This is a genomic window from Aquabacter sediminis (assembly GCF_028863665.1).
Taxonomy (GTDB): Bacteria; Pseudomonadota; Alphaproteobacteria; order Rhizobiales; family Xanthobacteraceae; genus L1I39.
The window spans coordinates 81,816-103,846 of sequence record NZ_JARBFX010000001.1 but is presented as its reverse complement, the minus strand read 5'-3'; the positions used below and the strand labels follow the sequence as shown (position 1 = coordinate 103,846).

Below are 22,031 nucleotides of genomic sequence, written 5' to 3'. Positions count from 1 at the left end.
CTCAGGTGGACAGATCGGCGAGCACATGCCCGCGCAGGAGATGGCCGAAGCCGGCGAGACGATCGGTGGCCCGTTCCAGGGCGCGGGCAAATTCCAGCGCCGCTATGCCCGCTCTCAGGTCCACCGGCCCGGCGAGGACGGCGGCGGTCACCGCCCGCTCGGCTTCATCCGCGGCGTGCTCGATTTCGGAAAGACGGCCACAGGCGCGCAGGGCGTCCTCGAAATCCAGCTTGTGGCCGGCCGGCGCCTCGATGGCCGCGACCGCACCGCTGGCCGCAGCTTCCGCGCCTTCCACGGCAGCACGGCACAGCCGCCCCAGCGGTTCTGTCAAATCCGGCGGCACGGGCGTCGGCGCCAGGGAAGCGACGAAGGCGGCCTGCTCCAATTCGTCGATGGCCTCTTCCATCTGGTTGACCAGGGCGACAAGACGCATGTCTGTCCCGACCCGGGCACCCCGCTCGCGGGCGGCCACCGCGATCCGGTCCGCCTTCTGTTCGATGCGGCGGGCCTGGGCCGCGAGGCGATCCGCCTCCCCGGGTTTTTCTTGTTCAAGGGCGCCCGCCACGCTGGCCGCGACCTCGCGCGCGAGGCCGGCTTGGCGCACGACAACAGCGAGAAGGTCATGGTCTACCCGCTGGAGGTGACGCATCAGCTCCGCCTCGATGCGATCGCGGGCGAGGCGCAGGGACTGGCCCTCCTGTAACGCCTCGGTGGAGATGCGCAGGACCGCCCGCAGGAAGTCGCACGCCCCTTCGCGGCCGAGTGCCGTATCAAGGCGTTCGCCAAAGCCGATCCGCCCGCCGGCCGCATGCTGGACGGCAGCGGCCACCAGATCCGCCCCGCCCAGTTCCAGAAACGCGCGCTGCCCGATGCTGTTGCGCGCAGCGAAGTCCAGGAGCGTCACCGCGTCCGCCTTCGAGACCCAGTTGCGCAGCACCTTGCGCGCCTTGTTCCAGTCGATAAGGAAGACGAGGTTCCGGCCCAGGGCCTCCAGCACCGCCAACCGGCTCGCAAGGTCGCCGTCGCAGCGGCCGGTGACCAGATAGAAGGCGGCATCCTCCGCCAGTCCTTTTGCGGTGTGCTGGTCGAGCCCGCTCCAGCGCACCGGCAGGTCCCGGAACAGCCCGGTGAAGAAGCGGGCCCGCGCCCGGTGCACGTCCGTATAGGTGACGGTCACGGCCGCGTCGGTGACGCCGATCACCACCACATGAGCGTCGGTCTCGCCGATGTCGTTCTGGATGGTGAGCCCCGCCGGCGTGCGGGCGGCGGTGGTGGACAGGCCGGGATGGTCGAACTTCAGCCCCGCCGTGGCATTCAGACCCCGCATGAAGGCTTCCACCGACGGGCGGTCTTGCGGCAGGAGTCCGAAGGCATGGGCGCCGGCAATCTGTTCCTCCGCATGGGTGGCGGAGAGCCGATTGAGCGCCTTGTGCAGGTCCATGACCATCTGGTGGAGGCTTGGCGCGTCCGGATCCCCGATGCCGGTGTGGCGGCGGATCTCGCTTTCATGCAGGGCATCGCTGCGCCCAAGGGCGCTGTCGGCCTGGATGGCCGCGAGGCGGGCGCGGGCAGCGGGCCCGGCGGGGTCCTCCCCCGCTTCAGCCGCCTTCACCATGTCTTCCAGATCGTCCCAGATGGCACGTCCCAATGCCGCAAGGCCCGGCGCTGCGATCTCGCGGCGCGCCTCGTCTTCCCCGCCCCCTGCGGTGGCTTGGCGGACCAGGTCCTCCAGGGCCATGGGATCGACGCCAGCGGCTTTGCATTCCTCGCGCAGGTCGAAGGGCGCGTTCAGCGGATCATGGGCGTGGCGCACAGCCGCCTGGAGCACGCCGAGCCGTACTTTCACCCGGTCATTGGCGCGCAAGCCCTCTCCAATGAGGGCTGGAAGAAGCACGCCGGTCTGCCCGAGATGAGCGACGATTTCGGATTTCATGAGAAGCCCCTCGCAGGTGCAGCGCAACGGCGGGGATGTAAGCACGGGCAGACGGTGATCGGTTTGCGGAGGATCAGTCATCTCTCCGTCATATCGTTCCAACGGCTGGCTCTCCCCCAAGCCATTGGCGCACCACGATTGACCTTGCGGCACCTTGGTGACGGCATTTCGTTGTCACGCGTGCGCGCCTATGTTGCATGCGCGAAGATTCTTTTCGCGACGCGGGAGGGGGCCCGCGTCGGTCATCCCAGGCACGGAATTCCCATGAACCTACTCATTTGTGTGGGGGCGCTCGCCTTCCTGATGTTCGTCGCCTACCGCGGCTTCAGCGTCATCCTGTTCGCGCCGGTGGCGGCGCTTGGCGCCGTGCTTCTCACCGATCCGGCTGCGGTGCCCGTCATCTATTCGGGCCTGTTCATGGACAAGATGGTGGGCTTCGTGAAGCTCTACTTCCCCCTCTTCCTGCTCGGGGCGGTGTTCGGGAAGGTGATCGAGCTTTCGGGCTTTTCCCGCTCCATCGTGTCGGCCCTGATCCGAATCCTGGGGCCGAGCCAGGCGATCCTCGCCATCGTTCTGGTGGGCGCCGTGCTCACCTATGGCGGTGTCTCTCTGTTCGTGGTGGTGTTCGCCGTCTACCCGTTCGGCGCGGAACTGTTCCGCCAGGTGGGCATCCCCAAGCGCCTGCTTCCGGCCGCCATCGCCCTCGGGGCCTTCTCCTTCACCATGGACACGCTGCCGGGCACGCCGCAGATCCAGAACATCATCCCGACCACCTTCTTCAAGACCACCGCCTATGCCGCACCCTTGCTGGGCTTGATCGGCACGGCCTTCATCCTCGTGGTGGGCATCGGCTACCTGGAATTCCGGCGGCGGCAGGCCGCCCGCGCTGGCGAGACCTATGGCACCGGCCACACCAATGAGCCGGCGGCGGTGGATTCGGGCAGCACCGTGCATCCGCTGATCGCCATCCTGCCGCTCATCGTGGTGGGCGTCGGCAACCTGATCCTCGGCCGGGTCATCCCCGATTTCTACGGTCCCACCGCCGCCGCCACCCTGACGCAGGGCGGCACGCCAGTGAGCATGGCGACCTCCTCGGTCACCGCCATCTGGGCTGTTGCGGGCGCCCTGCTGCTGGGCATCCTCACCGTTTTCCTGTTCTCGTTACGTCAGGTGGCTGCAAGTTTCGCCGAGGGCTCCAAGTCCGCGGTCAGCGGCGCGCTGCTTGCAGGCCTGAACACCGCCTCGGAATATGGCTTCGGCGCCGTCATTGCGGCATTGCCCGGGTTCCTCGCCATCAAGGCAGCCCTCATGGCGATTCCAAACCCGCTGGTGAACGAGGCGATCTCCATCACCACGCTGGCGGGCATCACTGGCTCGGCCTCAGGCGGCCTGTCCATCGCGCTCGCAGCCATGTCCGACCAGTTCATCGCCTCCGCCCACGCCGCCGGGATTCCGCTGGAGGTGATGCACCGCGTGGCCGCCATGGCCTCGGGCGGCATGGACACCCTGCCCCATAATGGCGCGGTGATCACGCTGCTGGCGGTATGCGGCCTCACCCATCGCCAGTCCTATGGCGATATTTTCGCCATTACGCTGGTGAAGACCGCGGCCGTGTTCTTCGTGATCGCTGTCTATCTGCTTACCGGCATCGTCTGACACCGGGCGGTGGGGTCGCAGGTGCCAGGTGCGCCGGGCGGCCCCCCCTTCGAGGCATCGGCTCGCGCCCTCTTTGACGCCCCGTGGCGTCCAGGATGGCCGATGGCGGTATGAGACAGGACATGCCCTCAGGGAGCCCCTCTGGGGGCTGGCCGCACCCTGCGCGGCCTTGGGTTACTGCACCCTATTTCCTCGCGCAGGCGGGCACCATGGATGGCACACGGCTTTTAAAGCGCGCTGAGCCACTTCGCCGAACGGCGGTACGGGACATGGTGGGAGTTCGCGCGGCAGGTTCACTGCTTGAACAGAGAGGCCGCTTGGGCGGGCGTCTTGCTCTTCGGGGCCATGTGGCCCATCGCCGGGGACCTTGTCGCCCCGGCCGGACCCCTCAAGATCTCCTCCCCGGAGACCCGGTCCCGGGGGCGCTGCGCCGGCACTGGCCGGCGGCGCCCAACCGGGAAATGGGGATCAGCCGTTGACGGCTTCCTTGAGGCCCTTGCCGGGGGTGAACTTCGGAGCCTTCGAAGCGTCGATCTTCACAGGCTTGCCGGTGCGCGGGTTACGGCCTTCGCGCGCAGCGCGGGTCACCACGGAAAAGCTGCCGAAGCCGATCAGCTTGACTTCCTCACCCTTCTGCAGGGCCTTGGTGATGATGTCGAACGTCGCGTCCACCGCGGCCGCCGCAGCCGCCTTCGTCAGCTTGGCCTCGTCGGCCACCGCGGCGATCAGTTCGTTCTTGGTGGTCATGTGACCGTTCCTTCCATGTTGGTCTTAGAATCGTCCGGCGCTGGCACCAACGACGATGGGGCGGAAAATTTACGGAAAATGCGGCTTTTGCAAGCGCCATCCGCGTCAAACCCGCATCAATGCACGATTTCTGATGCCGCAAGGCGAAAAAAAAACGGACGACCCGCATTCGCGAACCGCCCGCCCAAACACCCAACCTATTGATAAAATGATATTTTTTAGATTTTAAGCCCAGTTTTCCGCGGGATCCGGGATGCACCGGACATTTCATCTCGAACAGGGGAAAACCCGCCCGGATGCTGGATCCGGACGGGGTTTCTTCAGTGGGCGACGACGCCCGTTCCCTCTTCCTCGGGCATCACCGCCTCGACGGGACGCTCGGTCCACTCAATCGGCACAGGCGCGCGCACGAGAGCGTGGGCGAGCACCTCGTCCATCCGAGACACGGGCACGATCTCCAGCGCGTTCTTCACGTTGGAGGGAATGTCCGCCAGGTCCTTGGCATTCTCCTCCGGGATCAGCACCTTCTTGATGCCGCCCCGCAGGGCGGCAAGGAGCTTTTCCTTGAGGCCGCCAATGGGCAGGACCCGACCGCGCAGCGTGATCTCGCCGGTCATCGCCACGTCGCGGCGCACCGGAATGCCGGTCAGCACCGAGACGATGGTAGTGGCCATGGCCGTGCCGGCCGAGGGGCCGTCCTTGGGGGTCGCGCCCTCAGGGACGTGGACATGGATGTCCCGCTTCTCGAACAGCGGCGGCTCGATGCCGAAGTCCACGGCGCGCGAGCGCACATAGGACGCGGCGGCCGAGATGCTCTCCTTCATCACGTCACGCAGGTTGCCCGTGACGGTCATCTTGCCCTTGCCGGGCATCATGACGCCTTCGATGGTCAGCAACTCGCCGCCCACTTCCGTCCAGGCCAGTCCTGTGACGACGCCGACCTGGTCTTCCGCATCGATCTCGCCATAGCGGAAGCGCGGGGCACCGAGGAAGGTCTCGAGATTCTTCTCGGTCACCTTCACCGACTTCTTCTTGGAGATGACGAGTTCCTTCACCGCCTTGCGGACGAGGTTGGAGATCTCGCGCTCCAGGTTTCGGACGCCCGCTTCCCGGGTATAGCGCCGGATGACGGTCAGGAGGGCTGCATCGTCGATCGCCCATTCCTTACCCTTGAGGCCGTGCTTCTGCACCGCATTGGGGATGAGGTGCTTGCGAGCGATCTCCAGCTTCTCGTCCTCGGTGTATCCGGCAATGCGGATGACTTCCATGCGGTCGAGGAGCGCCGGGGGGATGTTGAGCGTGTTGGCCGTGGTGACGAACATCACGTTGGACAGGTCATAGTCGACCTCCAGGTAATGATCGGCGAACGTCCCGTTCTGCTCGGGGTCCAGCACCTCAAGCAGGGCCGCCGACGGGTCGCCGCGGAAATCGGCCCCCATCTTGTCGATCTCGTCCAAAAGGAAGAGCGGGTTCGACTTCTTGGCCTTGCGCATGGACTGGATGACCTTGCCCGGCATGGAGCCGATATAGGTCCGCCGGTGGCCACGGATCTCAGCCTCGTCGCGCACGCCGCCAAGTGCCACGCGCACGAACTCACGGCCCGTCGCCTTGGCGATGGACTTGCCGAGCGAGGTCTTGCCGACGCCGGGAGGCCCAACGAGGCAAAGGATCGGCCCGGTGAGCTTGTTGGCGCGGCTCTGCACGGCCAGATACTCGACGATGCGCTCCTTGACCTTGTCGAGGCCGTAATGGTCGCTGTCGAGGATGGACTGGGCAAAGCCCAGGTCCTTCTTCACGCGGCTCTTCACGCCCCACGGGATGGACAGGAGCCAGTCCAGATAATTGCGCACCACGGTGGCTTCCGCCGACATGGGCGACATCTGGCGCAGCTTCTTGAGCTCGTGTGTGGCCTTCTCGCGCGCTTCCTTGGTCAGCTTGGTGCGCTTGATGCGGTCTTCCAGCTCCTGAAGGTCGTCCCGGCCCTCTTCGTCGCCGAGTTCCTTCTGGATCGCCTTCATCTGCTCGTTGAGATAGTACTCGCGCTGGGTCTTCTCCATCTGGCGCTTCACCCGCGTGCGGATGCGCTTCTCGACCTGGAGCACGGAGATTTCGCTCTCCATGAGGCCCAGCACCTTTTCCAGCCGCTCGGCGACCTTCAAGGTTTCAAGCACCCCCTGCTTCTCGGGGATCTTGACCGCCAGGTGCGAGGCGATGGTGTCGGCGAGCTTCGAGTGATCCTCGATCTGCCCGACGACGCCCACCACCTCGGGCGAGACCTTCTTGTTGAGCTTCACATAGTTTTCGAACTCGTTGATGACCGAGCGGGCAAGCGCCTCCGCCTCGACGCGATCGCCGTCCTCGTCGGCAATGGCGACGGCTTCCGCCTCATAGAGGTCGGCGCGGTCGGTATAGCGCTTCACCTGCGCACGGGTGACGCCCTCCACCAGCACCTTCACCGTCCCGTCCGGCAGCTTCAGCAGCTGCAGGACGGTGGCAAGGGTGCCGACCTTGTAGATGGCATCCGCCGCCGGATCGTCGTCCGAGGCGTTTTCCTGCGTGGCCAGCAGGATGTAGGTATCGCCGCGCATCACCTCCTCGAGGGCGCGGATGGACTTCTCGCGACCCACGAACAGCGGCACAATCATGTGCGGGAACACCACGATGTCCCGGAGCGGCAGCACCGGATACGTCTGGCTGACGCCGGGAACAAGCGGGGGGCGCGGCTTCTGGCTCGTCATGACCCAATCCTTTCTTGTGGCGCCAACGCATGCGGACGCATATCCGCCTGCGCAGCGCAGCCGGGACGGGAGCGGGATTTCAATGCAGGAGCGGCAAGGAGGCCGCGAGAGGCACGATAACCGAGCCCGGGGACCGGATTTTTCCCAACTGAAATGGAGAGCGGCGCCCGGAGTTTCAAGATGGGGCGCGACACGGCCCGAATGGATTGCCGGACGACCGCCGCTCGCGAGGCACAGGCAAATTCAATCCTTGCCCCCGCGCGCGCGGCGCGGGGGATCAAACCGGAGTGCGGTGCCTCACGCACTGGCGCCGGCATCGCCGACACGGTCGGCGTAGATGTAGAGCGGCCGGGCATTCTGCTCGACCACCTCCTTGCTGATGACCACCTCTTCGACGCCTTCCAGACCCGGAAGATCGAACATGGTGTCCAGCAGGATGCCTTCCATGATGGAGCGCAGGCCACGGGCGCCGGTCTTGCGCTCGATGGCACGACGGGCGATGGCGCCCAGCGCCTCCTCGTGGATGGTCAGGTCCACGTTCTCCATCTCGAACAGGCGCTGATACTGTTTCACCAGCGCGTTCTTGGGCTCGGCCAGGATCTGCTTGAGCGCGGCCTCGTCCAGGTCCCCCAGCGTCGCCAGCACGGGCAGGCGGCCGATGAATTCGGGGATAAGGCCGTACTTCAGCAGGTCCTCGGGCTCGACCTCGCGGAACAGCTCGCCGGGACGACGCTCCTCCACAGGGGCAACCTTGGCGCCGAAGCCGATGGAGGTGCCGCCCTTGGAGCGGCCCGAAATGATCTTGTCCAGCCCTGCGAAGGCACCGCCGCAGATGAACAGGATGTTGGTGGTGTCCACCTGCAGGAATTCCTGCTGAGGATGCTTGCGGCCGCCCTGAGGCGGCACGGAGGCGACCGTGCCTTCCATGATCTTCAGCAGCGCCTGCTGCACGCCCTCGCCCGACACGTCGCGGGTGATGGACGGATTGTCGGACTTGCGACTGATCTTGTCGATCTCGTCGATATAGACGATGCCGCGCTGCGCCCGCTCCACATTGTAGTCGGCCGCCTGAAGCAGCTTGAGAATGATGTTCTCCACGTCCTCGCCCACATAGCCCGCTTCCGTGAGCGTGGTGGCGTCAGCCATGGTGAAGGGCACGTCCAGGATGCGGGCGAGCGTCTGGGCCAGCAACGTCTTGCCCGACCCCGTGGGGCCGATGAGCATGATGTTGGACTTGGCCAGTTCAACGTCGCCGTGCTTGGTGGCGTGGTTGAGGCGCTTGTAGTGGTTGTGCACCGCCACCGAGAGGACCTTCTTCGCATGGTCCTGGCCGATGACATAGTCATCGAGAACCTTGCGGATCTCCTTGGGGGTGGGGATTCCATCCCGCGACTTCACCAGCGAGGACTTCGATTCCTCGCGAATGATGTCCATGCACAGTTCGACACACTCGTCGCAAATGAAGACCGTAGGCCCTGCGATGAGCTTGCGGACCTCGTGCTGGCTTTTGCCGCAGAACGAGCAGTAGAGCGTGTTCTTGCTGTCGCTGCCGCCGGTCTTGCTCATCTTCATCTCCGTCTGGCCCCCTTTCCGTGCACCCGACGTGCCCGGATCAGGGACCGATTTCAGGAGCCGAAACGGGGGTGCCGCCTCTGCTCCCGGGTCCAGCCGCCGGGCCGGACCTCAGCCAACCATCCTCGAGCAATACGTTCAAGGCATATGCACAGATTATGCCTAAACCGGCATGCTCGAGGGTTGCACCGACACCGACGCACGAAGCGCCGACGGTGTTCCGTTCCCCTCGCCCGGCAGTGCAAGACTGCAGGTCAAGCCCCGCCTATCGCATGTTGTCCGGCGGGAGACCTGGAATGATCCCGGGCGGAGGCCATGAGACGGGCGGGCGGGAGCCGGCTCACCACCGCATGCAAGCGCGATCTTGCACTGCACGCAAGTGCCGGAAATCGCCCATACCCGAAAATGCGCCGGCGGGCCGGGACCGGGAGGTCCGCGGGCCCGCCGGAAAAAAGGAGCAACGCCGCGCGCCCCAGGGGCGCGCAAACGAGGCTGCGCGCCGTTTGTCAGGCCTTGGCCGGCTCGTCCGCCGGGCGCTGTTCGATCACCGCATCGATCAGGCCGAAATCCTTGGCCGCGCCGGCGGTCATGAAGTTGTCGCGCTCGAGGGCGTTCTCGATTTCCTCGAAGCTGCGCCCCGTGTGCTTCACGTAGATTTCATTCAGCCGCTTCTTCAGACTGAGGATTTCCTGGGCGTGGAGCATGATGTCCGTCACCTGGCCCTGGAAGCCGCCGGACGGCTGGTGGACCATGATTCGGGCGTTCGGGAGGGCAAAGCGCATGCCCTTCTCACCCGCCGTGAGGAGCAGGGAGCCCATTGAGGCGGCCTGGCCAATGCACAGCGTCGAGACGGGCGGCCGGATGAACTGCATCGTGTCGTAGATGGCGAGACCCGACGTCACCACACCCCCGGGGGAGTTGATGTACATCGAGATTTCCTTCTTGGGATTCTCGGCTTCCAGGAACAGCAGCTGGGCCACCGCCAGGGTCGACATCCCGTCTTCCACGGGACCCGTGAGGAAGATGATGCGCTCCTTCAGGAGGCGCGAATAAATGTCATAGGCCCGCTCGCCACGGTTGGTCTGCTCGACCACCATGGGAACGAGGTAATTCATGTAAGTATCGATGGGGTCGCGCATCTGGGATCCTCGGGCGCGGCCGCCCGAAAGGGGCCGGCCGCGCGCTATCGTCGCAGTGGAGAAACAGCGCCCCGATCAGGCCGCCTTTTCCTCATCCTCCTTGTAGAGCTCCTCGCGCGTGACTTCCTTTTCGGTCACGTTTGCGAGCTCCAGGAGGAAGTCGACAACTTTTTCCTCGAACAGGGGCGCACGTACGGACGCCATCGCCTGCGGATTGCGGCGATAATAGTCCCACACCTGCTGCTCCTGACCGGGGAACTGGCGCGCACGCTCCACCACCGCGCGCGTCACCTCGTCGTCGCTGACCTGAATATTGTTACGCTCGCCGATTTCCGCAAGCACCAGGCCGAGACGCACGCGCCGCTCGGCGATGCGCTGGTAGTCGGCCTTGGCCTCGTCCTCGGTCGTGCCTTCGTCGGCGAAGGAGCGGCCCTGGGCGGTGAGGTCCTGCTGGACCTGGGCCCACACGCCGTCGAACTCCTGCGAGACCAGGGTCGGGGGCACGTCGAACTTGTGAAGGCCGTCGAGGGCGTCCAGCAGCGCCCGCTTCACCTTCTGGCGGGCGACGCCGGCATGCTCGCGGGCGATGCGCTCGCGCACCTGAGTCTTCAGGGCGTCGAGACCCTCAAGGCCCAGCGACTTGGCGAATTCATCGTCGATGGTCAGGGCGCCGGGGGCTTCCACGGCCTTGGCGGTGACCTCAAACGAGGCGGCCTTGCCGGCCAGTTCGCGGGCCGCATAGGCCTCGGGGAAGGTCACGGAGATCGTGCGGGTCTCGCCGGCGGCGATGCCCTCGATCTGCTCCTCGAAGCCGGGGATGAAGCTCTTGGAGCCGAGCACCACCTGGATGTCCTGGCCAGCGCCACCCTCGAACGGCACGCCGTCGATGGAGCCCACGAAATCCACGGTCACGCGGTCGCCGGAGGCGGCGGCGCCGTCCTTGGCCTCATAGGGGCGGTTGGCGTCGGCGAGACGGTTGATGGTCTCCTCGACTTCGGCGTCCGAGACCGCGACCACCGGCTTCTCGATGGAGATGTCCTTGAAATTGCCGAGCTCGATCTGCGGCAGGATTTCCAGCTCCACCGTGTAGGACAGGTCCTGCCCGCCCTCGATGACGCTCTTCACCTCGGCCTCGTCGCTCGGCAGCTCGACGCGCGGCTGCAGCGCCAGGCGGAAGCCGCGCTCCTCGACGATCTTGCCGTTGGCCTCGGTCACCGCGGCCTCGATCACCTCGGCCATCACGGACTTGCCGTACACCTTCTTGAGATGCGCGACCGGCACCTTGCCGGGGCGGAATCCGTTGATGCGCACGCGGTCCTTGAGCTCGGAAAGCCGGGTGCTGGCCTTCGCGTCCAGATCCGCGGCGGGGAGGACCACGCGGAACGCGCGCTTGAGGCCGTCGGCCTGGGTTTCGGTCACCTGCATCGTCTTGCCTTCGTTCACTGTCCGCCTCGGGGCGGCTCTTTTCGTAAAAGGGTCGCTTCCACCGGAAGGGGCATCGTTCCGCTGCGACGGCATGGTGCGGGCGGAGGGTTTCGAACCCCCACGACTTTCGTCACGGGAACCTAAATCCCGCGCGTCTACCAGTTCCGCCACGCCCGCGGCCTCCACGAAACCGACCCTGCGAAACCGCCGGGGAATCCCCCGGCGCATGTCGCGGGAACGCCTGCTGTCGCTCGGGTCCACGCTTCCGGCACGGCTCAGCGGGTGCGTGATCCCTTGAATCGCGCACCGACCGAGCGGGCGCTTATATCATGGGGAAATCGGCGTGCAGCAAGAAAAAGCACCCATCCCCGGCCCCATCCCCCTTTTGCTGCCGCGCACGCCGCCCGCACGTCGAGGCGCGGCGAATGCATCTTGCCCTTTGGGCGGCGAAAAGAGATGGTCCGGCCGGTGGGCATCGCATCCCCGGGGGTTTGTTCATGTTGCGGTATCATGGTCCTTCTCGCCGATCGGTTCTCGCCGGCGCTGCCGCGTTTGCGGTGAGCGGAGCCCTGCCGCGCTTCGCCCTCGCGCAGCCTGCGGGCGGCCCCGTCCGCCTGCGCGCGGCCAGCGTGGAGCGGATCGAGCTCGGGGGATCGAAGCCGCTTGAGCTGTTCCAGAACCTCCTTCCCGGCCCGGTGCTTCGGGTGAAGCGGGGCGCGCCCCTCTCCGCGGTTGTGGACAATGCCCTGAAGGCCCCACTGTCCGTGGTGTTTCCCGGCGTGCGGGCAACCGCTGCGGCGGCGGGCATCGAAGGACTGACCGGCGAGGCGCTCAATCCGACGGGCAGCCGCGAAATCTCCTTCGCCCCACCTGATGCCGGCTCCTTTCTCTATCGTGCCTTCGCGCCCGAGCAGATGACGCGGGGCCTGGTGGGCGCGCTCATCGTGGAGGAGACGGACCCGTCCCCCTTTGCCGCCGATCAGGCGCTGGTGATCCAATCTTTCTCCCCCGACCCCACCATGAAGGTGCCGCTGCTGACGGTGAATGGCGCGGTGTCGCCCACAATCGAGGCGCCCGCGGGGGGGCGCGTGCGCGTTCGTCTGTTGAATGCCTCGCCCCACTTCCTGCGGACCCATGTGGTTGCCGCATCGCCCTGCTACGTGCTGGCGGTGGACGGTCAGCCCACGGAGCCGTTCGTCATGAAGGACGGGCGCGCCCAGATCACGCCGGGCGGACGGCTCGACATCACCGTGGATCTGGGCACCGCGAACCCTGTGGTCCTGGAGGTGGAGACCAGCCAGCTGCCGGTGCAGCTCGCCATCCTGGTCCCCGTCGGTCCCGGCACCGCGACCGGCCCGCAGACCACAGCGCCTGCGCCCGCCGCCCTGCCCTCCAACGGCCTGCCCGCCAACATTCCCTTGGACAATGCCGCGCGCTACCAGATGAGCCTGGGCGGAACCCCCAACCTGTCTGCCCTCACCAGCCTCGGCACCGTGGCTAAGGACGGAACGGTGGTGGTGGCGCTGGAAAATCCGCACGACGTGCCGGTGGCGGTGCAGCTCTTCGGCATGCCCGCCCGCCTTCTTGATGGCGTGGATGACGGCTGGAAACCCTGGTGGCACGATGCCATCGCAGTCCCGCCCAAGGCCACGGTTCGCGCTGCCTTGGTGGCGAGCCTGCCGGGTAAGTGGCCCATCCTTGCCCAGCGCGCCGGGGACGGCGCCCTCGTGGCAGCTCGCTATTATGAGGTGAAGTGACCGCAGGTTAGACTGCGGCGCGCGCCTTGAGCCGGCAGGTGAAAAGCGCGCGCCAAAGCCTTCTTGCCCCTTAATTTTTGGGTGCACCACCCCTGAGGCGCGAGCCAGACCCAAGGCGACGGCGTCAATCGCCGCTTCTATCGCACAGAAGGCGACGCCAGATCGGCGAAGAGGCGGGCATAGACGGGGCGCAGGGACTCCGGCAGATCGTCCGCAATGAGTCCCGGCCCCGCCTCTCGCGCCGCTTCCCCGTGCAGCCAGACGGCGGCGCTCGCCGCCTCGAAGGCGGGCATGCCCTGCGCCAGCAGCCCGCAGATGAAACCCGCCAGAACGTCCCCCGCCCCCGCCGTGGCAAGGTAGGGCGGTGCATTCTCGGCAATGGTGGCGCGCCCGTCGGGGGCAGCCACCACAGTGTCGGGACCTTTCAAGACCAGAACGGCACCAAGGCGCCGGGCGGCCGTTCGGGCTCGCGCCAGTTTCGACGCACCCTCCGCCATCACGTCCTCATCCCCTGAGAAGAGACGGGCGAATTCGCCGTCATGGGGGGTGAGTACCGCCTCGCGCGCGCCCGCGAGCACTCCTGCCAGCGCCCCCGCATCACCTGCGAAGCTGGTGATGGCATCGGCATCCACCACCAGGGCACGGTGCGGAGCAGCGGCAACGCAGAGCTTCTCGCGCGTCTCCTCGCCGACGCCGAGGCCGGGGCCCAGCAGGACTGCGTTGAAGCGCGAATCGCCCAGCAGCTGGGCGAGCTCAGTCGCCGAATCCGCCGGCCGCGCCATCAAGGCGGCGTATGAGACTGCATGCATGTCCCGCGCCTCGCGCGGGCAGGCGACGGTCACGAGGCCAGCACCTGCGCGCAACGCCCCCCGCGCCGACAGGCGCGCCGCGCCGGCGGTCCAGGCGCCGCCGCTGACGACAATTCCATGGCCCCGGCCATATTTGTGGCCTTCCACCCTCGGCACGGGGAACGCGCTTTGCCATGTGGCCGGCGCGTTGGCGAAGGTGTCAGGCGCGATCTTGGCAAGCACGGCTTCGGGAATGCCGATGTCCGCCACCCGAACCGGCCCGCACAGGAGGCGGCTGGGCATAAGGAGGTGCCCGGGCTTGCGCCGGAAGAAGGTGACCGTTTCGACGGCCTTTGCGGCGGCACCCCGCACCTGTCCGGTGGCACCATCAAGCCCGGAGGGCAGATCCACCGCGATGATCGGACGTCCGCTCGCCGCCATGCGCTCGACGATCTCCCGGGCCGCGCCGTCAAGGTCACGGGCGAGCCCGGCGCCGAACAGGGCATCCACCAGGATGTCGCAGTCGGCGGGATCCACGGCCTCCGCAGCCTCAATCGGCCCGGCCCAGCCGTCCGCCGCCCAAGCGGCATCGCCCCTGAGGGCCTCGCGGTCCCCCAGGAGCGCCACCCGCACCCGAAAGCCGCGCTGGACCAGCACACGGGCCGCCACGAAGCCATCGCCACCGTTGTTTCCGGGTCCGCACAGGATGAGCACGCGGCTGGACAAGGGCCGGCGCGCCACCACGTCGGCGACGGCCCGCCCCGCCCGCTCCATGAGCACCGTGCCGGGCGTTCCCCCTGCTATGGCCAGGGCATCCGCCCGCCCCATCTGCGCGGGGTCCAGAAGCTCGATCATTCCCTCACCCCCACATGTGCCTAAATCGCGCACAAGGACGCTCGGTCCGCGTCGAAAAGTTCGCCCAAACAATAAACATTTGGCGTATAACCGAGCACAGTTGGTCCCGGACGCCGTTCCTCATCCTGTATTGACGCCCATGGCACGCATCCTGCTTAACCGGATGGCGGCGCGGCCGGCCGGCGGTGGGGCCGGGCCACGGGGAGACGGAGCGCATGAAGAAGATCGAGGCCATCATCAAGCCCTTCAAGCTGGACGAGGTGAAGGAGGCCCTGCAGGACGTTGGCCTGCAAGGCATCACTGTCACCGAGGCAAAGGGATTCGGTCGGCAGAAGGGCCACACGGAGCTGTATCGCGGCGCCGAGTATGTGGTGGATTTCCTGCCTAAGGTGAAGATCGAGGTCGTTTTGCCCGACGATATGGTAGAAAAGGCCGTGGACGCGATCCGCCGCGCCGCCCAGACCGGGCGCATTGGCGACGGCAAGATCTTCGTCTCCAGCATCGAGGAGGCGATCCGGATCAGAACCGGAGAGTCGGGCCTCGACGCCATCTGAGGTTCTGCAAGCAATAAGATGTATCTGTAGGAAAGGCTCAGATCCAAATGACCACCGCCAAGGATGTCCTTGAGTCCATCAAGGCCAACGACGTGCGCTACGTCGACCTGCGCTTCACCGATCCCCGCGGCAAGTGGCAGCATGTCACCTTTGACATCTCCATGATCGACGAGGAGTTCTTCGCCGAGGGCACAGCCTTCGACGGCTCGTCCATCGCCGGCTGGAAGGCCATCAACGAATCCGACATGCAGCTGATGCCCGATCTCGGCACCGCCTGCATCGACCCCTTCTTCTCCGAAACCACGATGTCCATCGTCTGCGACATCCTGGAGCCCACCACCGGCGAGCCCTATGCCCGCGATCCCCGTTCGATCGCCCGCAAGGCCGAGGCCTATGCCAAGTCCACCGGCATCGGCGACACCGTCTATTTCGGCCCCGAGGCCGAGTTCTTCATCTTCGACGACGTCCGCTTCAAGGCCGATCCCTACAACACCGGCTTCAAGCTCGACTCGGTCGAACTGCCCACCAATTCCGACACCGACTATGAAGGCGGCAATCTCGGCCACCGGGTGCGGACCAAGGGCGGCTACTTCCCCGTGCCCCCCATCGACAGCGCGCAGGACATGCGCTCCGAGATGCTCGGCGCCATGGCCAAGATGGGCGCCAAGGTGGAAAAGCACCATCATGAAGTGGCGTCCGCCCAGCATGAGCTTGGCCTGAAGTTCGGCCCGCTCGTGACCATGGCCGACCACCTGCAGATCTACAAGTACTGCATCCACCAGGTGGCCAACATCTACGGCAAGACCGCGACCTTCATGCCGAAGCCGGTCTATGGCGACAACGGGTCCGGCATGCACGTCCACCAGTCCATCTGGAAGGACGGCAAGCCCCTGTTCGCCGGCGACAAGTATGCCGACCTTTCCCAGGAATGCCTGTGGTACATCGGCGGCATCATCAAGCATGCCAAGTCGCTGAACGCCTTCACCAACCCGCTGACCAATTCCTACAAGCGGCTGGTGCCCGGCTATGAGGCGCCCGTGCTGCTCGCCTATTCGGCGCGCAACCGTTCGGCCTCCTGCCGCATCCCCTACACCAACAACCCGAAGGCCAAGCGCGTCGAGGTCCGCTTCCCCGATCCGGGCGCGAACCCCTATCTGGCCTTCGCGGCCCTGTTCATGGCCGGCATGGACGGCATCCTCAACCGCATCGATCCCGGCGCGGCCATGGACAAGGACCTGTACGACCTGCCCCCCGCCGAGCTGAAGCAGATCCCCACCGTCTGCGGCTCGCTGCGCGAGGCCCTGAAGGCCCTCGAGGAGGACAATGCCTACCTGACCAAGGGCGGCGTGTTCACCGAGGACTTCATCAGCGCCTATATCGACCTCAAGATGACCGAAGTGATGCGTTTCGAGATGACGCCCCACCCGGTCGAGTTCGAGATGTACTACTCGGTCTGATCGTCCCCAGGGACACGATCATCCGGCATCGGGGCGTCCTTCGGGGCGCCCCTTTTGTTTGGAGCGCGCTCATCTCGAAGGCCGAAACAGAACGGCCCCGCTCCGTCTCCAGAGCGGGGCCATGTGGCCTGCGGGCGCGGGCCTTGCGCTATTCCAGCATCTCGCCATAGGGGCGCGGTTGCGGCGAGGTGAGCAGCGGTCGCTCCGTCTTGCGGAGGCGGACATAAACCTGCGCCGCAATGAGGATCACCGCCAGCAGCAGGAAGGCGGCGCTGATGGGCCGTTCCACGAAGGTCATCAGGTCCCCCCGCGAGATCAGCAGCGCCCGCCGGAACGTCTCCTCGAAGCGCGGCCCCAGGACGAAGCCCAGCATGATGGGCGCCGGGTGGAAGCCGAGCTGGAGCAGCACATAGCCACCAAGCCCGATGACCAATGTCTCCACCACAGCGAACAGGTCATTCTGGGCGCTGTAGACGCCGATGCAGATGAAGAAGAGCGCGCTGGGATAGAGATATTTGTACGGGATCGACAGCAGCTTCACCCAGACGCCGATCATGGGCACGTTCAGGATGACCAGCAGGATGTTGCCGATCCAGAAGCTCGCGACCAGGCCCCAGAAGATGTCCGGATGGTCCGAGATGAGCTGCGGCCCCGGCGTGATGCCCTGGATGATCAGGGCGCCCAGAATCAGCGCCATCACCGCATCGCCTGGAATGCCCAGGCTCATGGTGGGGATGAAGTCGCCCTGAACCGAGGAATGGGTGGACGCCTCAGGGCATGCGACGCCCTCAATGGCCCCGTGGCCGAAGCGGTGCGGGGTCTTCGAGATCTTCTTCTCCGTCGAGTAGGAGACGAAGGAGGCGATGGTGGGCCCGGTGCCGGGAATGAGCGAGCACAGCGCGCCGATGAGCGTGCCGCGAATCATGGCCGGGAAGGCCAGCTTCATGTCCTCCTTGGTGGGGCGCATGTCAGCGAGGCTGATCTTGCTGTCCTTGGTGGACACCTTGGCCACCCGGTTGACGCTTTTCAGGAACTCCGCGACGCCGAAAATGCCCAGCGCCAATGCCACGATCTCGATGCCGTCCATCATCTCCGTAATGCCGAAGGTGAAGCGCGGCTCGCCAGTGTTCACGTCCGTGCCGGCGATGCCCATGAGCAGGCCCAGGACGGTCATGGCGACGCCTTTCAGCGGCGAGCTCTTGGCCAAGGTCGCGCCCGCCAGCAGGCCGAGCAGCATCAGGGAGCAGATGTCCGCCGGCCCGAACTGAAGGGCGACCCCCACCAGCACGGGCGCGAAGAAGATCATCTCGATGATGCCGAAGGAGGCCCCCACGAACGAGGAAATCATGGTCACGCCGAGCGCCACGCCGCCCCGCCCCTGCTTGGTGAGCGGATAGCCGTCCAGGCATGTCACCGCGTGCGGGGGATGGCACGGCAGGTTCAGGAGGATGGAACAGATGGCCCCACCATATTGGGCGCCGTAGTAGATGCCCGCCAGCATCAGGATGGCGGCCACCGGCTTCATGGCGAAGGTCAGCGGCAACAGCACCGAGATGGCGGCCATGACGCCCATGCCCGGCAGCACGCCCACGATGTTGCCGAACAGCACGCCGACAAAGCACCAGAGCAGGTTTTCAGGCTGAAGCGCGACGCCGAAGCCGTGATAGAGATCAGTCAAAGCCGTGATCATGATCCGCCCTCACCACAGCTTGAGGGGGATCTGAAGGGCGTACCAGAACAGCCCGATCAGCACTCCCGTCATGATGGACGCCAGGACAAGCGCCGCCTTCACACTCATGGTGCGGTCGCCCATGGCGGAGATGAACACCAGCGCGAAGGTGGCCGGTGCAAATCCCACATGTTCAGCCAGGCCGATAAAGGCGAGGATGCCGCCGACAATGGCCACGAAGCCGCGCACGTCCGGCAGGTGGAAGTGCTCCCCCGGCTCCAACTCGGTGGACCCGCCGCCCTTCAGCAGAGTCCCGATGGCGATGGCCGCGCCAATTCCGCTCAGCGTGACGCCCAGGATGATGGGGAAATAGCCCGTGCCCATGCGGAAGAGATTGCCCACCGGATGGGACAAACCCTCTGCCACCGCGCCAAGACCCAACAAGAGCAGCAGCACCCCGCCATAGAGATCCCGCCATGTGAGGAAATGGCGGATGATGGCATCCGTCCGGGGATCGGACTTATTGGCGCCTGCCGGCCCTTTCCCGTCATTGGGGCCGATGAGTGGTGTCGACATCGATTGCGTTTCCTTCCCGATACATCGAATTTTTGTTTTTCTTGGATATGAGGACGGACGAACAGAATTCATCTTCGAAACATTCCCCGCACTCATGTATATTCCGCTGCGGAATAACGCGACGTGAGGATACAGTTCGCGACTTTGATCGCCCGAGTTGAATAACAAAATGACGCAAGGTTATTTTGCGATTGCCCTTACTTCGCGATTACATGATTTTTATTGGCAACCGATGTCAAGACGGAAGATGAGATCTACATACACTTGACCTAAGGTCCGTCGGTGTGCGCAGCAGGGGCGTGCGGACTGATCCTTGGTGTGCGGGCGTGAAAGATCGACAGCACGGGGCATGCCGCACAGGGGGTGAAACCGTCGGGTGATGTCCGATTGGGGGCGGGGTCGCTTCAGGAGGGACCCGCTGAGAGCATGCGCGACGAAGGCCCGGCTGGGCTCAGTGGGTCAGCCAGATCGCCCCGCCGATGAGAACCAGCTCTCCCGCCACAACCCCCGCCAGAATGGAGCGGCGAAAAGCGAGGAAGGACGCGATCCCGGCGAGCACGCAGCCGAGGCGCAAGGCAAGGGGAATGTCCGCAAGCGCGCCGGTGGGCATCAGGATGAGCCGCGCGATGACCGCAGCCAGCAGGGCCGTCGCGACGGCCTTCACCCAGATGAAGATCTCGCTCCCCTCCTGCACCCGCCGGCCTGCGATAACCGCCAGGGACCGCCAGATTTCGGTGGGCAGGAACCCGACCAGGAGCATCACGAAGATCGCCGTCCATTCGCCGCTGAAGGGATAGGTCACCGACGGCTCCTCCACCACCGCCCCACCAGATAGGCCGCGGTGCCACCGCCAAAGCCGGTGATCATGAGATCCGCCCCCCCGCTCATGCCCACCACGAAGGGGGCCATGATGGTGCCGAAGGCCAGGGCCAGCCAGTCGGTGGCGTCCCGCGCGCCCCGAATCAGCAGCAAGGTGAAGGATAAGGGGGTCATGAACAGCAGGGCTGCCCCCATGGAGGGGGGAAGTTCACCGGCCAGCAGAAAGCCGGTGGCGGTGCCGGACATGCTGAAGGCCAGCAGCAGCATGCCAAAGCCGAGCACGAATGGGGTGCGGCCATGCAAGGGCACATGCGGCAGCAGTCTCTGGCCTTCCACCCACAGGGTCATGGCGACGAAATGGGCACACAGCAGGTCCTTCCACAGGCTCCGGCGTGGCCCGCGCATCAAGGGCGCGATGGAGACCACCATGGGCAGAAGGCGGATGGAGGAGAGGGCGACCGCGAGCGCGACCGCCGGCAGGGCGGTGCCGGTGACCAGCCCGCCGATCATGATGACCTGACCCGGCAGCGCCCAGATGAAGAAGGTGGACAGCACGCCCGCGAAGAAGGGATAGCCGACGCCCTGCAGCAGGCCGCCATAGCCCACATATCCCGCGAAAAGCACGAGGCCGGGCACGGAAATCGCGCAGCGTGCGCCTTGGGCGAACCATCCCAGGGTGCCGCGCGGAGCCGGCGTCAAGGTTCCGGCCGGGTCGCCGGACAGCGGCGGCTGTGCAATGGTCACGGTTGAGGTCTCGAACAGGGGCTTGGGGGCGCAAGCTAGCACTGGCGGTGGCGACGCTGAACCTCCCATGGGCGCAGGGCTTTAGCCCGGTTCATGCCGGCATCGCAGGCCCGGGCCGCAGGCGTTCGCGCGACGGAAAGCCCTTCCCCCGGAAGCGTCGCCATTTTAGAACCAAGTGTGCTTCCCGGGAAAAAGTTTTGACACGTGCGCGTCGTTCCCATCGCCTATACCGATCCCGCCGCAGCCTTCGCGGCATTTGCGGATGAGCCCGTCGCGGCCCTGCTGCAAAGCTGCGCCCCAGACGGTCCGCGTGGGCGCTATTCCTATATCGCAGCGGAGCCCTACCGCCTGATCGTTGCCACCGGCCGTGGCGTGATGGTGGACGGGGAGGTGGTGCCCGGCGATCCGTTTTCGGTGCTCGAGCGCGAGCTTGCCGCCGTGCCGCCCCCCGATGGTCCCTGCCCCGTTCCGTTCCGGACCGGCGCCGTTGGCTTTCTCGGCTATGAGTTGGGCCGGCACCTGGAGCGGCTGCCGCCCCCCCACATGGTGGGTCCCGGCCAGCCGGAAATGGTCATGGGGCTCTATGACACCGTCATCGCCTTCGATCACCAGGAGGAAGCGGCCTATGTGATCTCAAGCGGCGCGCCGGAGACAGACCCGATCGCCCGTGCCCGCCGCGCGGCAATGCGCGCCCACGGCTTCCTCCACCGCCTCTCTGGTGCCAGCGAGACCCCGGCCGCGCCCGACTGGGGGCCACAAAGCGCCTGGCACCCGGATCTCGGCCGGGCCGAGGTGGAAGAGCGTATCGCCCGGACCATCGCCTATATCTGCGCCGGCGACGTTTTCCAGGCCAACATCACCCAGCGCTTCACCGCGCCCATGCCGGTGGGCCTGAATGATCGCGGGCTTTATGCGCGGCTGCGCGCGCTTTCCCCTGCCCCCTTCGCCGCCCTCCTCACCTGCGGTCGTGCCATGGCGGTGGCGAGCGCCTCTCCGGAGCGCTTCCTCAGCCTTGACGCCGATCGCTGGGTGGAGACGCGCCCCATCAAGGGCACGCGCCCCCGCCATCCCGATCCATGGCAGGATGCGGCGTTCGCGGCGGACCTTTCGCAAAGTGCCAAGGACCGCGCCGAGAATCTGATGATCGTCGACCTCATGCGCAACGATCTCGGCCGCGTGGCGGAACTGGGCAGCGTGACCGTTCCAGTCCTGAACGGACTGGAGACCTTCGCCTCCGTCCATCACCTTGTTTCGGTGGTCCGCGCGCGGTTGCGCGAGGGGCTGGGCCCCGTGGACCTGCTGCGGGCCACGTTTCCCGGCGGGTCCATCACGGGCGCGCCCAAGATCCGGGCCATGGAGATCATCCACGAACTGGAGCCCGCCCCGCGCGGCGTCTATTGCGGGGCCATCGCCTGGATCGGCTTTGACGGAGCCATGGATTCCTCCATCGTCATCCGCACCTTGGTACGGGTCGGCGACACGGTCATGGCGCAGGCGGGCGGAGGCATCGTCGCCGATTCCGATCCGGCCGCCGAGTATGAGGAGAGCATGGTGAAGATCGCTCCGCTCCTGCGCGCCGTGGCGGGTCCGCGCCCCTGAGGA

Annotated in this window: 16 protein-coding genes and 1 tRNA gene; 5 read left to right on the top strand and 12 right to left on the bottom strand. The window is 66.0% G+C overall.

What is annotated here, in order from left to right:
• Window position 1: 1 nt before the first annotated feature.
• Window positions 2-1,933, bottom strand: a complete 1,932-nt coding sequence (locus PV781_RS00460) for a hypothetical protein (protein WP_274773686.1) — start codon at window positions 1,931-1,933, stop codon at window positions 2-4.
• A 264-nt stretch (window positions 1,934-2,197) separates the two neighbouring features.
• On the opposite strand from PV781_RS00460, the gene PV781_RS00455 reads away from it, so the two are divergent.
• On the top strand, window positions 2,198-3,589 hold the full coding sequence (locus PV781_RS00455) for a GntP family permease (protein ID WP_274773685.1): 1,392 nt from the start codon (window positions 2,198-2,200) through the stop codon (window positions 3,587-3,589).
• 468 nt (window positions 3,590-4,057) lie between these two features.
• On the opposite strand, the gene PV781_RS00450 is transcribed toward PV781_RS00455, so the two are convergent.
• The 6 genes from PV781_RS00450 to PV781_RS00425 all read right to left on the bottom strand — a co-directional run bounded on the left by PV781_RS00450 (window position 4,058) and on the right by PV781_RS00425 (window position 11,387).
• Window positions 4,058-4,336 carry an HU family DNA-binding protein gene (locus PV781_RS00450; RefSeq protein WP_209100268.1) on the bottom strand — a complete coding sequence of 93 codons (279 nt, stop codon included), beginning with the start codon at window positions 4,334-4,336 and terminating at the stop codon, window positions 4,058-4,060.
• Between the two features lie 320 nt (window positions 4,337-4,656).
• Complete coding sequence (lon, locus tag PV781_RS00445) at window positions 4,657-7,074, bottom strand: endopeptidase La (protein ID WP_274773684.1); 2,418 nt, start codon at window positions 7,072-7,074, stop codon at window positions 4,657-4,659.
• 297 nt (window positions 7,075-7,371) lie between these two features.
• Entirely contained in the window at window positions 7,372-8,640 is a 1,269-nt protein-coding gene (clpX, locus tag PV781_RS00440; RefSeq protein WP_209100264.1) for an ATP-dependent Clp protease ATP-binding subunit ClpX, read from the bottom strand.
• A gap of 512 nt (window positions 8,641-9,152) precedes the next feature.
• Window positions 9,153-9,785, bottom strand: a complete 633-nt coding sequence (locus PV781_RS00435; RefSeq protein ID WP_274773683.1) for an ATP-dependent Clp protease proteolytic subunit — start codon at window positions 9,783-9,785, stop codon at window positions 9,153-9,155.
• 75 nt (window positions 9,786-9,860) lie between these two features.
• The gene (gene tig, locus PV781_RS00430; protein ID WP_274773682.1) at window positions 9,861-11,210 is read right to left on the bottom strand and encodes a trigger factor; all 1,350 of its coding nucleotides are present in this window, start codon (window positions 11,208-11,210) and stop codon (window positions 9,861-9,863) included.
• Window positions 11,211-11,302: 92 nt separating this feature from the next.
• Window positions 11,303-11,387 (bottom strand) — tRNA-Leu (locus tag PV781_RS00425).
• Window positions 11,388-11,707: 320 nt separating this feature from the next.
• Between PV781_RS00425 and PV781_RS00420 the strand changes: the two genes are divergently transcribed.
• Entirely contained in the window at window positions 11,708-12,967 is a 1,260-nt protein-coding gene (locus tag PV781_RS00420; RefSeq protein ID WP_274773681.1) for a multicopper oxidase family protein, read from the top strand.
• A 137-nt stretch (window positions 12,968-13,104) separates the two neighbouring features.
• Here PV781_RS00420 and PV781_RS00415 read toward each other — a convergent pair whose 3' ends face one another.
• Window positions 13,105-14,610: an NAD(P)H-hydrate dehydratase gene (locus PV781_RS00415; protein WP_274773680.1), complete on the bottom strand. Its 1,506-nt coding sequence runs from the start codon at window positions 14,608-14,610 to the stop codon at window positions 13,105-13,107.
• A 215-nt stretch (window positions 14,611-14,825) separates the two neighbouring features.
• Here PV781_RS00415 and PV781_RS00410 point away from each other — a divergent pair, with 215 nt between their 5' ends.
• A complete protein-coding gene (locus PV781_RS00410; RefSeq protein ID WP_274773679.1) occupies window positions 14,826-15,164 on the top strand; it encodes a P-II family nitrogen regulator in 339 nt (112 codons plus the stop codon).
• A gap of 47 nt (window positions 15,165-15,211) precedes the next feature.
• The gene (glnA, locus tag PV781_RS00405; RefSeq protein WP_274773678.1) at window positions 15,212-16,621 is read left to right on the top strand and encodes a type I glutamate--ammonia ligase; all 1,410 of its coding nucleotides are present in this window, start codon (window positions 15,212-15,214) and stop codon (window positions 16,619-16,621) included.
• 148 nt (window positions 16,622-16,769) lie between these two features.
• Here glnA and PV781_RS00400 read toward each other — a convergent pair whose 3' ends face one another.
• The 4 genes from PV781_RS00400 to PV781_RS00385 form a co-directional block, all read right to left on the bottom strand.
• On the bottom strand, window positions 16,770-18,311 hold the full coding sequence (locus PV781_RS00400) for a tripartite tricarboxylate transporter permease (RefSeq protein ID WP_274773677.1): 1,542 nt from the start codon (window positions 18,309-18,311) through the stop codon (window positions 16,770-16,772).
• A gap of 9 nt (window positions 18,312-18,320) precedes the next feature.
• Window positions 18,321-18,866, bottom strand: coding sequence for a tripartite tricarboxylate transporter TctB family protein (locus PV781_RS00395; RefSeq protein ID WP_274773676.1), 546 nt, complete (start codon window positions 18,864-18,866; stop codon window positions 18,321-18,323).
• A 451-nt stretch (window positions 18,867-19,317) separates the two neighbouring features.
• The gene (locus PV781_RS00390; protein ID WP_274774139.1) at window positions 19,318-19,626 is read right to left on the bottom strand and encodes an AzlD domain-containing protein; all 309 of its coding nucleotides are present in this window, start codon (window positions 19,624-19,626) and stop codon (window positions 19,318-19,320) included.
• A gap of 38 nt (window positions 19,627-19,664) precedes the next feature.
• Entirely contained in the window at window positions 19,665-20,429 is a 765-nt protein-coding gene (locus PV781_RS00385; RefSeq protein ID WP_274773675.1) for an AzlC family ABC transporter permease, read from the bottom strand.
• Between the two features lie 204 nt (window positions 20,430-20,633).
• Between PV781_RS00385 and pabB the strand changes: the two genes are divergently transcribed.
• Window positions 20,634-22,028, top strand: coding sequence for an aminodeoxychorismate synthase component I (gene pabB, locus PV781_RS00380; RefSeq protein WP_274773674.1), 1,395 nt, complete (start codon window positions 20,634-20,636; stop codon window positions 22,026-22,028).
• Window positions 22,029-22,031 lie beyond the last annotated feature (3 nt).